14 protein-coding genes and 4 tRNA genes are annotated in these 11909 nt (G+C 67.4%); 11 read left to right on the top strand and 7 right to left on the bottom strand.

Annotated elements, in window-relative coordinates:
* Positions 1 to 93 precede the first annotated feature (93 nt).
* From pgsA to NQV17_RS00305, 5 genes are all read left to right on the top strand, one after another.
* Positions 94 to 681 carry a CDP-diacylglycerol--glycerol-3-phosphate 3-phosphatidyltransferase gene (gene pgsA / locus NQV17_RS00325; protein WP_006757520.1) on the top strand — a complete coding sequence of 196 codons (588 nt, stop codon included), beginning with the start codon at positions 94 to 96 and terminating at the stop codon, positions 679 to 681.
* Positions 682 to 831: 150 nt separating this feature from the next.
* Positions 832 to 907: transfer RNA gene (locus NQV17_RS00320), tRNA-Gly, on the top strand.
* Between the two features lie 53 nt (positions 908 to 960).
* Positions 961 to 1036, top strand: a tRNA-Gly gene (locus tag NQV17_RS00315).
* Positions 1037 to 1087: 51 nt separating this feature from the next.
* Positions 1088 to 1163: transfer RNA gene (locus NQV17_RS00310), tRNA-Gly, on the top strand.
* Between the two features lie 102 nt (positions 1164 to 1265).
* Positions 1266 to 1339 (top strand) — tRNA-Cys (locus NQV17_RS00305).
* A 343-nt stretch (positions 1340 to 1682) separates the two neighbouring features.
* Here NQV17_RS00305 and NQV17_RS00300 read toward each other — a convergent pair.
* Together NQV17_RS00300 and NQV17_RS00295 are read right to left on the bottom strand one after the other, a co-directional pair.
* A complete protein-coding gene (locus tag NQV17_RS00300) occupies positions 1683 to 2231 on the bottom strand; it encodes a GNAT family N-acetyltransferase (RefSeq protein ID WP_257767772.1) in 549 nt (182 codons plus the stop codon).
* On the bottom strand, positions 2228 to 2887 hold the full coding sequence (locus tag NQV17_RS00295) for a helix-turn-helix domain-containing protein (RefSeq protein ID WP_257767770.1): 660 nt from the start codon (positions 2885 to 2887) through the stop codon (positions 2228 to 2230). Before NQV17_RS00295 ends, NQV17_RS00300 begins: the two co-directional genes overlap by 4 nt.
* 140 nt (positions 2888 to 3027) lie before the next feature.
* On the opposite strand from NQV17_RS00295, the gene NQV17_RS00290 reads away from it, so the two are divergent.
* Positions 3028 to 3267, top strand: coding sequence for a ParD-like family protein (locus NQV17_RS00290; RefSeq protein WP_044844754.1), 240 nt, complete (start codon positions 3028 to 3030; stop codon positions 3265 to 3267).
* Entirely contained in the window at positions 3267 to 4073 is an 807-nt protein-coding gene (gene map / locus NQV17_RS00285) for a type I methionyl aminopeptidase (RefSeq protein WP_044844753.1), read from the top strand. The genes NQV17_RS00290 and map overlap by 1 nt, the downstream gene beginning before the upstream one ends.
* Positions 4074 to 4193: 120 nt before the next feature.
* On the opposite strand, the gene NQV17_RS00280 is transcribed toward map, so the two are convergent.
* Both NQV17_RS00280 and NQV17_RS00275 read right to left on the bottom strand, forming a co-directional pair.
* Positions 4194 to 4706 carry a GAF domain-containing protein gene (locus tag NQV17_RS00280; RefSeq protein ID WP_124487423.1) on the bottom strand — a complete coding sequence of 171 codons (513 nt, stop codon included), beginning with the start codon at positions 4704 to 4706 and terminating at the stop codon, positions 4194 to 4196.
* A gap of 165 nt (positions 4707 to 4871) precedes the next feature.
* Positions 4872 to 5789, bottom strand: coding sequence for a LysR family transcriptional regulator (locus tag NQV17_RS00275; RefSeq protein WP_257767764.1), 918 nt, complete (start codon positions 5787 to 5789; stop codon positions 4872 to 4874).
* A gap of 110 nt (positions 5790 to 5899) precedes the next feature.
* On the opposite strand from NQV17_RS00275, the gene NQV17_RS00270 reads away from it, so the two are divergent.
* Positions 5900 to 6766 (top strand): pirin family protein, encoded by an 867-nt coding sequence (locus NQV17_RS00270; protein WP_257767762.1) that lies wholly within the window; start codon positions 5900 to 5902, stop codon positions 6764 to 6766.
* Between the two features lie 128 nt (positions 6767 to 6894).
* Positions 6895 to 7386: a GNAT family N-acetyltransferase gene (locus NQV17_RS00265; RefSeq protein ID WP_257767760.1), complete on the top strand. Its 492-nt coding sequence runs from the start codon at positions 6895 to 6897 to the stop codon at positions 7384 to 7386.
* 14 nt (positions 7387 to 7400) lie between these two features.
* Here the strand turns inward: NQV17_RS00265 and NQV17_RS00260 are convergent, their stop codons facing one another.
* The 3 genes from NQV17_RS00260 to NQV17_RS00250 are packed head-to-tail and all read right to left on the bottom strand — an operon-like array spanning position 7401 to position 9396.
* Positions 7401 to 8273 carry a cytochrome c oxidase assembly protein gene (locus NQV17_RS00260; RefSeq protein ID WP_257767758.1) on the bottom strand — a complete coding sequence of 291 codons (873 nt, stop codon included), beginning with the start codon at positions 8271 to 8273 and terminating at the stop codon, positions 7401 to 7403.
* 10 nt (positions 8274 to 8283) lie between these two features.
* Entirely contained in the window at positions 8284 to 8724 is a 441-nt protein-coding gene (locus tag NQV17_RS00255) for a copper chaperone PCu(A)C (protein WP_257767756.1), read from the bottom strand.
* A gap of 24 nt (positions 8725 to 8748) precedes the next feature.
* On the bottom strand, positions 8749 to 9396 hold the full coding sequence (locus NQV17_RS00250; protein ID WP_257767754.1) for an SCO family protein: 648 nt from the start codon (positions 9394 to 9396) through the stop codon (positions 8749 to 8751).
* Positions 9397 to 9678: 282 nt separating this feature from the next.
* On the opposite strand from NQV17_RS00250, the gene otsB reads away from it, so the two are divergent.
* Positions 9679 to 10431, top strand: coding sequence for a trehalose-phosphatase (gene otsB / locus NQV17_RS00245; RefSeq protein WP_257767752.1), 753 nt, complete (start codon positions 9679 to 9681; stop codon positions 10429 to 10431).
* On the top strand, positions 10428 to 11804 hold the full coding sequence (otsA, locus tag NQV17_RS00240) for an alpha,alpha-trehalose-phosphate synthase (UDP-forming) (RefSeq protein WP_257767741.1): 1377 nt from the start codon (positions 10428 to 10430) through the stop codon (positions 11802 to 11804). Before otsB ends, otsA begins: the two co-directional genes overlap by 4 nt.
* Positions 11805 to 11909: the final 105 nt, after the last annotated feature.

Raw genomic sequence — 11909 nt, 5'->3', positions numbered from 1 at the left:
CGTGCGACCGGCCGCGCCTGGGCGCGATCTCGCGTTCTTGTGGCAGGCCGGTCGACACGGCACAATTGCGAATCCTTTACTGACCCGCATGCCATGCCGTTCAATTTCCCGATTTTCCTGACGTGGGTACGGATCGTGCTGATCCCGCTCGTCGTCGGCGTGTTCTATCTGCCGGACACGGTGATGGGCGGCGCGCACCGCAACCTCGCGGCGGCGGCGATCTTCATCCTCGCCGCGCTGACCGACTGGTTCGACGGCTTTCTCGCCCGCAAGTGGAACCAGACGTCGTCGTTCGGCGCGTTCCTCGATCCGGTCGCGGACAAGCTGATGGTGACGGCCGCGCTGCTGATCCTCGTGCAGATTTCGCGGGTCGACGCGGCGATCGCGCTCGTGATCGTCGGCCGCGAGATCGCGATTTCGGCGCTGCGCGAATGGATGGCACAGATCGGTGCGTCGAAGAGCGTCGCGGTGAACCAGCTCGGCAAGTTCAAGACCGCGTGCCAGATGGTCGCGATTCCGATGCTGCTGTACTACGGCCCGCTGCCGCTCGGCATCGCGACGATCGACACGCGCGTGTGGGGCGAGTGGCTGATGTACCTCGCCGCGGTGCTGACGATCTGGTCGATGCTGTACTACATGAAGCTCGCATGGCCGCAGATTCGCGAGCGCGGCGGCGCGTGACCGGCCCGTGCACGGTCGGTTCGCAGTTTTTTGGAAAAAGGGCTGGAAAAGCCCTTGACACACGAATGTGCCTTCGACATAATCTCGCTTCTCCGCTGCACGACGAAGTAAGTGTGTGACGGGGAAGCAGTAGAAGTAGCGCAGCAATACGCGGGAGTAGCTCAGTTGGTAGAGCGCAACCTTGCCAAGGTTGAGGTCGCGAGTTCGAGACTCGTCTCCCGCTCCAGATTTTTTCTGGCAGCGTGTTGTACGGCAAAGCGCTGCAGATGCAGGACACATGCGGGAGTAGCTCAGTTGGTAGAGCGCAACCTTGCCAAGGTTGAGGTCGCGAGTTCGAGACTCGTCTCCCGCTCCAGATTTTTCTGGCAGCGTGTTGTAAGGCAAAGCGCTGCAGGTGCAGGACAATGCGGGAGTAGCTCAGTTGGTAGAGCGCAACCTTGCCAAGGTTGAGGTCGCGAGTTCGAGACTCGTCTCCCGCTCCAAGTCATGGGGAAGCCACGCTTCCCTTTTTATTTGATGGATCGACGGTCCTCGAATAAAAGAATCTGTCGCTTGCCTTCATGGCATCCGGACAGTCCGCTTTTGGCGCGATAGCAAAGCGGTTATGCAGCGGCCTGCAAAGCCGTTTAGGCCGGTTCGACTCCGGCTCGCGCCTCCAGCAAGAAAAGAAAAGCCCCGCTTCGGCGGGGCTTTTCTTTTTTCAGCGTTCGATCCGCACTTCATCCGCGCGGCTACTCCGCCGGATACGTCAGCGTCACCCGCTCGCACTTCGACGTGCTCTTGCCGTCGTAGTCGTATATCGCGAGCAGATGGTGGCCCTTGCTGTTCAGGATCGGCAGCGTGATCGTCCTGCGATTCGGATTGTTGCCGTCGGCCGGTTCGTCAAAAAACCTGTTTGCGAATTTCCGATTCGAGATCCGCCGGGGTGTCGTGCCGTTTTCCGGACCGCGGTGCCGCTCGCCCGCGTCATCACGAGCGCACCGACCATTCTGCGATGCCGATCAGCCATCGACCGGCCGAGCCGGCGTGTCGAGCCTCAGCTGATAGAACGCCGCATCGAGCCAGCGGCCGAACTTGAAGCCGGCTTCGGTGATCGTGCCCGAGTGCACGAAGCCGAGGCGCGTGTGCAGCGCGACGCTGCCGCCGTTGGTCGCGTCGATGCAGCCGACCAGCACATGCACTTCGGCTTCACGCGCCCGCCGGATCAACTCGCGCAGCAGCAGCTCGCCGAGCCCGCGGCCGCGATGGTCGCGGTGGACGTACACGCTGTGTTCGACCGTGTACTTGAACGCGGGGAACGCGCGGAACGTGCCCCAGCTCGCGAAGCCGACCAGCATGCCCGATTCATCCACCGCGCCGACGACCGGAAAACCGCCGGCGCGCTTCGTCGCGAACCACGTGACCATCGCTTCCGGCGGGCGCGGCCGGTAGTCGTACAGCGCGGTCGAATTCACGATCGCGTCGTTCAGGATGTCGAGGATGGCCGCGGCATGCTCGGCCTCGCTGCAATCGATCAGGCGCACGTCTTCGCGCGGTTTCGGGGAATTCATGCGGGCTCCTGCGCCTGTCGGCCTTGAACGGATGAAACACTCCGCGCGCCGGCGGCGGCGGGGACATCGCAGATCGCGACGACATAGCGCGCGACGTGCGACGACGGATTGCTGAAAATCAGCGGCTGATCGACGCGCATGGCCAGACAGTCGCCTTCGTGAAGTTCGTGAAGCTGGTCGCCGCACGTGACGTCGACGCGCCCGTGGACGACCCATATTTGTTGATGCAGCGCGCTTTCGCGCCCGCCGGAGTCGTACGCGACGCGCGCGCCGGGCGGGAAATCGACCTCGACGAGCTGGATCGGCGACGGCCAGCCGGGCGGCGACAGATTGCGCCGCACGTAACCGGACGCCGGATCGCGCCATTCCGCCTGCTGCGCGCGCCGCACCAGCGGTTGCGCGGGCGCGTCGTCGCGATCGCCGCCGAACAGCCCGGCCAGCGACACGCCGAGACCGGCCGCGAGCTTGTCGAGCACGACGGCCGTCGGGCTCGCCGACGCGCGCTCGATGAGCGAGATCATCGAACGGCTGACGCCGGAACGCGCGGCGAGCGCATCGAGCGTGTAGCCTCGTAGCGTGCGCAGCTCGCGCACGCGCCGGGCGATGCGTTCGTTGATGCCGGTGTCGTTGCCAGGGGCGTCGGTTGATTCTTGCATGATGGATTTATTTTCCAGCAAGTTGGAATTCGATGTCAACGGGGTCCCGGATCGGCGATTCACCGGCAGCCCGGCGCTTGCCCGGCGACCGAGGTGAGCGTAATATACGAAACGACTATATTTCGTTTAATTAGAGACATATGGGAATCATCAAGATATCCGAGCACATGCACGAACGGCTGCGCTCGACCAGTACCGCGCTGAGCCGTTCGATCAATGCGCAGGCGGAGCACTGGCTGCGCGTCGGGATGCTGGCGGAACTCAATCCGTCTCTGTCCTACGGCGATATCTGCCGGCTGCTGATCGAGACCGAAGCGCGCGGCGGCGATGCCGGCGGCACGGAATCGGTCGTCGCCCACGGCATCGAGCAGGTGGCGTAATGGCGAGGCGCGAAATCCCGATCCGCGGTGCCGCGGAAATCGCCAAGTCGCGCGAGGCCGCGAAGCTCGCGTCCCAGGTGCTGACGATGATCACCGAACACGTGAAACCGGGCGTCACCACCGACGAGCTCGACGTGCGCTGCCGCGAATATATCGTCGACGTGCTCGGCGCGATCCCGGCGAACATCGGCTATCACGGCTATCCGAAAACCCTGTGCACGTCGGTCAATCACGTGGTCTGTCACGGCATTCCGTCGTCGCGGCCGATGCGCGACGGCGACATCGTGAATCTCGACATCGCGGTGATCAAGGACGGCTGGTTCGGCGACACGAGCCGCATGTACTTCGTCGGCGAGCCGGGCGAACTCGCGCGGCGCCTCGTCGCGACGACCTATGAGGCGATGCATGCGGGCATCCGTGCGGTTCGTCCCGGCGCGACGCTCGGCGACGTCGGCTATGCGATCCAGCAGGTCGCGCATCGTGAGGGATTCAGCGTGGTCCGCGAGTACTGCGGGCACGGGATCGGCGACGTGTACCACGACGAGCCGCAGGTGCTGCACTATGGTCGCCCGGGCACCGGCGTGCCGCTGCGGCCGGGGATGATCTTTACGATCGAGCCGATGCTGAATGCGGGCAAGCGCGATACGCGCGTGCTGGCGGACGGCTGGACGGTCGTCACGAAGGATCATTCGCTGTCCGCGCAGTGGGAGCACATGGTCGTCGTGACGGAGCAGGGCTTCGAGATCCTGTCGGACGACGTGAAGCCGCCGGCGTTCGCGGCGCTTTCCGGCACGCACGCGGCCTGACGCGCGGCGGGCCGCGACGCAACGAAAACGGGCCCCGCGTGAATGAGCGGGGCCCGTTTTCGTTGGCGGCCAAGCGGCGCGATCAGCAGGCTGCGGCCTCCGCAGCCGCCGCCGGCAGCGTCACGCGGCTCGACCGCGCGCCTTCTGCCACGCGTGTTCGACGAACACGCGGCACAGCGCTTCCATTCCGTTGCGGTCCTCGTCGTCGAAACGCGCGGCGACGGGGCTGTCGACGTCCCACACACCGATCAGCGTGCCGTCGGCAGCGACCAGCGGCACGACGATTTCCGATTCCGACGCGGCATCGCAGGCGATATGGCCGGGGAATGCATGCACGTCGCGCACGACCTGTGTCTCGCGGGTCTGCGCAGCCGTGCCGCACACGCCCTTGCCGAGCGCGATCCGCACGCACGCGGGCTTGCCCTGGAACGGCCCGACCACGAGTTCCGAACCGTCGAAGAAGTAGAAGCCGGCCCAGTTCAGGCGGTCGAGCGAGTGATAGACGAGCGCGGAGAAGTTCGCGGCGTTCGCGGTCAGGTCGCGTTCCGATTCGACGAGCGCGCGTGCCTGCTCGACGAGCGTCGCATAGAGTTCGGCCTTGGAGGCGTGAGGGTCGGTGGACAGCGTGAACATGGCTGAAAGGCGAAAAGAGGTTGTGAACAGCGGGGTTGTGAAACGGGTCGTGAAAAGCGCGGTGCGCGTCCCGCAGTCTACGGCACGCGCGGCTGGTCTGCAGCGTCCGGTTCATGATGCACACGCTGAACGCCGAACGCGGGGTGACCGCCGTGGCGATGCCGCTCAATCGGGCTCGAGTTCGGCGAACCGCTCGGCCAGGAAATCGAGCAGCGCGCGCACCGCGGGCAGCAGCCCGCGCCGCGACGCGAACACCGCATGCACGATCTCGCGGCGCGGCGCCCAGTCCGGCAGCACGGTCGCCAGTTCGCCGCGCGCGACTTCGTCGCGCACCATCATCGTCGGCAACTGCACGACGCCGACCCCCGCGACGGCGGCCGCGCGCAGCGCGAGCATGCCGCTCGTGACGAGCCGCGGCTGGTGATGGATTTCCGCCTGCGCGCCGTCGGGGCCGCGCAGCCGCCACACGTGCGTGGCCTGCGGCACGCCGTGATCTAGGCTCGGCAGGCGGGTCAGGTCGGCGGGGACGGCCGGCACGCCGCGCTCGCGCAGCAACGCGGGGCTCGCGACGAGGCACTGGCCGCGCTCGGCCAGCACGCGCAGCGCGAGATCGCTGTCCTCGAGCGGCGGCGGGCGCACGCGAATCGCGACGTCGATCCCTTCGCCGACCACGTCGACGCGCCGGTTGGTCGCTTCCAGGTGAATCTCGACGCGCGGGCACGCGACCATGAACGCGGCGATCATCGTGCCGACCAGCGAATCGAGCAGCACGACCGGGCAACTGACCCGCACGATGCCGCGCGGCTCCTCGTGCAGCAGCGCGATCGCCTCGTCGGCGGCGTCGGCCTCGACGAGCATCGCGCGACAATGCGCGTAGTAGGTCTGGCCGACGTCGGTGACGGTGAAACGGCGCGTCGAACGCTGGATCAGCCGCATCCCGAGCCGCGCCTCGAGCAGCGCGATGCGGCGGCTCAGCTTCGACTTCGGCATGTTCAGCGCGCGTCCGGCCGGCGCGAAGCCGCCGTGCTCGACCACCTGTACGAAGTAATACAGATCGTTCAGATCCCGTTCGTGATCGTTCATGAAATAGAACGCTGAGTGCGATTTTGGCAGTCTACCGGATCGATCGTTCCACCTCTATATTCCTACTCAGGTTGCGAAACACGTGTTTCGCCGCAATTCGGAGAAGGCAAATGAAGAAGATCCAGGGTGTGTACAGTGCGCCGCGCGGTCATTGGGTCGGCGACGGTTTCCCGGTGCGTTCGATGTTCAGCTACCAGTCTCACGGGACGCACCTGAGCCCGTTCCTGCTGCTCGACTACGCGGGTCCCGCGAACTTCGAGCCGGCTTCGGCACCGCGCGGGGTGGGGCAGCACCCGCACCGCGGCTTCGAAACGGTGACGATCGTCTATGACGGCGAAGTCGCTCACCGCGACTCGACCGGTGCGGGCGGCGTGATCGGCCCGGGCGACGTGCAGTGGATGACGGCCGCGAGCGGGATCCTGCACGAGGAATTCCACTCGGAAGCGTTCACGAAGCGGGGCGGCCCGCTCGAGATGGTGCAGCTGTGGGTGAACCTGCCCGCCGCCGACAAGATGGGTGCGCCCGGCTATCAGACGATTCTGGACGCGGACATCCCGGTGGTCGAACTGCCGGACGGCGCAGGTCGCGCGCGGATCATCGCGGGCGAATTCGACGGCCGGCGCGGCCCGGCCCGCACGCACACGCCGATCGACGTGTGGGACGTGCGGCTCGCCGGCGGCGGCCTTGCGCGGTTCCCGATCGCCGAAGGGCGCACGCTCGCGGTGGTCGTGCTGAGCGGTACGCTGCTGGTGAACGGCGAGACGGTCGCCCGCGAAGCGCAGTTCGTGCAGCTGAGCCGCGACGGCCGCGACGTCGAGATCGAAGCGAACGGCGATGCCAAGCTGCTGATCCTGAGCGGCGAGCCGATCGATGAGCCGGTCGTCGGTTACGGGCCGTTCGTGATGAACTCGCAAGAGGAAATCCGGGCCGCGATCGACGATTTCAATAACGGCCGCTTCGGCCAGATGCCGGCATGACGGACAGGCCCCGCGCAATGCGGGGCCTTTTTTTCACGCGGGGAAGGGCGGCACGCGTGCCGCGTGCGCTTCGAGGCATAATCGACGGTTGCCGCGCGCCGGCCGGCGCGCCCGAATCAGGACCGACCATGAATGCTTCCGCAGCCGCCGCACCCCTGCATGCCGACGATCTCGACTGGCACTGGAAATTCTTCGACGCGCTGACGGCGCGCGAAGTCTATTCGATCCTCGACGCGCGCAGCGCCGTGTTCGTCGTCGAGCAGAACTGCGTCTATCGCGACATCGACGGTGCGGACGAGGCTGCGTGGCACCTGGCCGCATACGATCCCGCGGGCCGTCTCGCCGGTTACCTGCGCGTGCTGCTGCCGGATGCGCAGCACCCTGACGTGCGCATCGGCCGCGTGCTGACGACCGCTGCGTTTCGCGGCGCGGGCCTCGGTAACGCGCTGCTCTCTCGCGCGCTCGGACACATCCGCGCGCAGTGGCCGGATGCGCAGGTGAGCCTGCATGCGCAGGCGCACCTGCAGCGCTTCTATGGGGCATTCGGCTTCACGCCGAGTTCGGACGTGCACGACGAGGACGGCATCCCGCACGTGTGGATGACCAGCGCGCGCGGCTGACGCGCGGCGCGCCGTCAGTGGGCGGCGCGCGTCACCGGCGGGCGTGCCGCGTGCAGGGCGGCAGCCCGCTCCTCGATCAAGCGGCCGCGCGCGGACAACCGCAACCAGTGCCGCAGCGCGATCAGCGCGCCGATCACGCTCATCATCGAACCCGGAATCCACAGCAGCAGGCCGCCGATCTGCTGGTCGCGCAGCGGGCTGAGCCACGTGAACGCGCGTCCGCAGATCGAGTAGATCGGATACAGCTCGTGCGGCGTGAAGAAGATCAGCGCGCCGAGCGCGATCTGCGGCGGAATCGCCGCGACGACGATCAGGATCCGGCGGCCCGGCGACAGCCGCGCGGGCGGTGCGGGACGCGGATCGACGACCAGCCACCAGAACAGCAGCCCGTCGATCACCATGCTCCAGTTCATCATGCGATACAGGCGCCAGTCGAGCATCGCGACGAAGTGGATCGGCGACAGCAGCCAGAAATAGATCAGCCCGACGAACAGCACGACCGCGACGACCGGATGGAACACCACGTCGAGCGTCGCGCGCACGGGTGCCCACGCGAGCGCGGGGCGCACGAAGCGCTGCCGCCAGCGAAACGGGATACCCGCGCGGATCGCGGCGCCCGGGTAGGCCAGTGCGATGAAGAACGGCCCGAGGTGATGCAGCACCAGGTGCTGCGCGCGGTGCAGGAAGAATTCGTGCTCGAAGAAGTAGTCGAGCCGCGTATGCAGCGCGATGTAGAGCGCCGTCAGCCCGAGCCAGAACGAGAACTGCCGCAGCGGCGACACCTTCGCCTTCTTCACGCCGCGCGCGAACAGCACGGCGGCCGTCAGCACCGCGATGACCACGGTCGGCGACGGTTCCCACGGATCGAGCCAGTACAGGACGTTCATCGCGCGCGCATCACTTCGCCTGGGCCGGCGACTTCACGGCGAACGGCGCGTCGACCGTTTCGCCGTCGGAGAACTTCAGGCGCAGGCGCACGGTGTCGCCGGGCTTGATCGCGTGCTTCGGTTCCTCGAGCATGAAGTGATAGCTGCCCGGCGCGATGTCGACCTTGCCGCGCGCGGGGATCGTCAGCTTGTCGACCATTTCCATCTTCTGCGTCGAGCCGTTCGACACGGTCTGGTGCAGCATCGCCATCCCGTAGTCGGGGCTGTCGACGTCGACGAGATCGACCGGCTTGTCGCCCGTGTTGACGAGCGTCACGTAGCCGCCCGCGGGCAGCCGGTTCGGCAGCCAGCGCACCCATGCATTCTGCGCGGTGATCGCGCCCGCGGCACAGGCTTGCGCAGCGGTGCACAGCGCGGCGAGGAGGGCGAACGTCTTGAGGGTCGTCTTCATGTCGGAGATGTCGGAGTTCGGAATTCAGGAGGTGGTGGAGGCAGTGTCGATGATCCGGCGTACATCGGCGGCGATCGCGTCGGGCGAATCGCGGTCGGTCGCGAGCAGGCGCGCGCGGCCGGTCGCGTCGAAGATGTACACGGCCGAGCTGTGCGTGACTTCGTAGCCGCCGGACGGGTCGCGTTTTTCCATCTGGTACGCGACCCGATAGCGTTTCGCGAGCGATTCGATCTGGCCGTCGGTGCCGGTCAGGCCGCGCGCGTGCGCGGCATCGAACGCGGCGACGTACGACTGCATCGCCTGCGGCGTGTCGCGCGCGGGATCGACCGAGACGAACAGGATGCGCACGCCGTTCGCCTGCGGGCCGAGCTTCGCGAGCACTTCCATCAGCCGCGCCATCGTTTCGGGGCAGACGTCCGGACAGTGCGTGTAGCCGAAGTAGACGAGCGCGATGCGGCCGCGAAACGCGTTCGCGTCGACCGGGCGGCCGTCGCTGCCGGTGAGCGTGAATGACAGGTCGGGCAGGTGGCCCGTGACGTTGGTCAGGCGCCAGCCCGGCTCGTCGTGTGTGCAGGCCGCGAGCGCGACGGCGGCGGTCAGCGCCGCGGCCGTGCGGACGAGGCGGGTCAGGCTGAGGAAGCGCCAGTGCGGCGCGGGACGGGCAGACGACATCCTGGGGCTCGATCGGACGGAACGGTCGTCGGCCGGCGCGGCGCCATGCGTCGCGCGGCCGGCGGTTGCCGACTGTAGCGCAATTCCCGCGCCCGCGTCCTTTCGAAACCCGTACGGCACGGGCGAGCGGGGCAATATGTCGCAGTTGACGCGGGCGGCGGCGCGAGGCAAGCCCCGCACCGGTTTCGCCCATCTCGGTACGCAGGCGCGGTAAGATGCGCACAATTCCATTCTCGCAGCGGCGGCCCCGCGTTGGCAGGCCGCTCTCAGACCATCGAATCGATGCAATCCGTTCCGGCTTCCCTGTCCCTGACCGATACCGCGTTCTTTTTCGACTTCGACGGCACGCTCGTCGAGCTGGCGCCGACGCCCGACAGCATTCACGTGCCGCCGTCGCTGCTGACGCTGCTCGATGAACTGCGGCGCCGTTCGCACGGTGCGCTCGCCGTCGTGTCGGGGCGCGGCATCGACAACCTCGACACGTTCCTGAACATGCCGGACCTGCCGATCGCCGGCCTGCACGGCGCCGAGCGGCGCGACGCGAACGGCGACACGCAGCGCATCGGCTTCAACGACGAACGGCTGCTGCGCATCGAGCGCGAGCTCGCGGCCGTCGTCGACCGTCATCCGGGCATGCTGCTCGAAATCAAGGGCGCGGCCGTCGCGCTGCACTACCGCAACGCGCCCGAGCGTGAGCCGGTTGCGCGCGCAGCGGCCGAGCGCCTCGTCGCCGAATACGCGGATGCGTACGTGCTGCAGCCCGGCAAGATGGTGTTCGAGATCAAGCCGAAGGGCGTCGACAAGGGGCGCGCGCTGGCCGCGTTCCTCGACGAGCCGCCGTTCGCGGGCCGCGTGCCGCTGTTCGCGGGCGACGACCTGACCGACGAGAAGGGCTTCGCGGTGGTCAACGCGCGCGGCGGCCTGTCGATCAAGGTCGGCGCGGGCGAGACGTCGGCCCGCACGCGGCTCGACTCGGTCGACGCGCTGCACGCGCAGATCGCCCGCTGGCTCGGCGCGGAGCAGCAGGGCGCATGAGTCGACTCATCATCGTTTCGAACCGCGTCGCCCCGATTTCGGAAGGCGAGCCGGCGGCGGGCGGTCTCGCGATCGGCGTCTACGATGCGCTGAAGGAGACGGGCGGCATGTGGTTCGGCTGGAGTGGCGAGGTGGTCGCGTCCGGTGCGCCGCAGATCCGCATCGAGGAGCGCGGGCCCGTGACGTTCGCGACCGTCGGGCTGTCGCGCCGCGATTACGACCAGTACTACCGCGGTTTCTCGAACGCGACGCTGTGGCCTGCGTTCCATTACCGCGCGGACCTGATCCAGTACGACCGCCACGAGTTCGACGGCTACGGCCGCGTGAACGTCTGGCTCGCGCAGCAGCTCGTGCCGCTGCTGCAGCACGACGACGTGATCTGGGTGCACGACTATCACCTGATCCCGTTCGCGCGTGCGCTGCGTGCGGCCGGCGTGAAGAACCGCATCGGCTTTTTCCTGCACATTCCGTTTCCGGCCGCGCAGGTGCTCGTCAACGTGCCGCCGCATCGCGAGCTCGTCGAGTCGCTGTGCGCGTTCGATCTGCTCGGCTTCCAGACCGAGCCGGACCTGCGCGCGTTCTGCGACTACATCGAGTTCGAGGCCGGCGGCGAAGTGGCGCGCGAAGGGCACACGGTGCGCGTGAGCGCGTTCGGCAACACGCTGCGCGCGGCCGCCTATCCGATCGGCGTGTATCCGGACGAGATCGCGTCGCTCGCGCAGGCGGGCGAGCACGGCAAGGCCGCGCGCATGGCCACGTCGCTGCGCGGGCGCCAACTGATCATGAGCGTCGACCGGCTCGATTATTCGAAGGGTCTCGTCGAGCGGTTCCGCGCGTTCGAGAAGCTGCTGGAGCACCAGACCTCGATCCGCAACCGCGTGTCGTTCCTGCAGATCGCGCCGTCGACGCGCGCCGACCTGCGCGCGTACCAGGACATCCGCCTGCAGCTCGAAGCGGAGTCGGGGCGCATCAACGGCCGCTATGCGGAGCTCGACTGGGCGCCGATCCTCTACATTCACCGGCAGTACGATCGGCAGGTGCTGGCCGCACTGTATCGCCTCGCACGCGTGGGCTTCGTGACGCCGCTGCGCGACGGGATGAACCTGGTCGCGAAGGAGTACGTGTCCGCGCAGAATCCGGACGATCCGGGCGTGCTGGTGTTGTCGCGCTTCGCGGGCGCCGCGCGCGAGCTGACGGGCGCGCTGATCGTCAATCCGATCGACATCGACGGGATGGCCGATGCGCTGTCGCAGGCGCTGACGATGCCGCTCGCGGAGCGGCGCGCGCGTTATGCGGACATGATCGCGCAGCTGCGCGAGAACAACGTGTCGGTGTGGCGCGACAACTTCCTGCGCGACCTGCAGCGCGTGTAATCCGCGTGCAGCGCGGCGACGGTCGCGCGATGCCGTGAAAAAAAGCCGCCGTGCTTCGCGCACGGCGGTTTTTTTATCGGCTGCCAGGACGGGATGCTGCCTGCG

Source organism: Burkholderia sp. SCN-KJ (genome assembly GCF_024656005.1).
Lineage (GTDB): Bacteria > Pseudomonadota > Gammaproteobacteria > Burkholderiales > Burkholderiaceae > Burkholderia.
The sequence above is the reverse complement of the archived record's forward strand: the minus strand, read 5'-3'. Positions and strand labels throughout refer to the sequence as shown.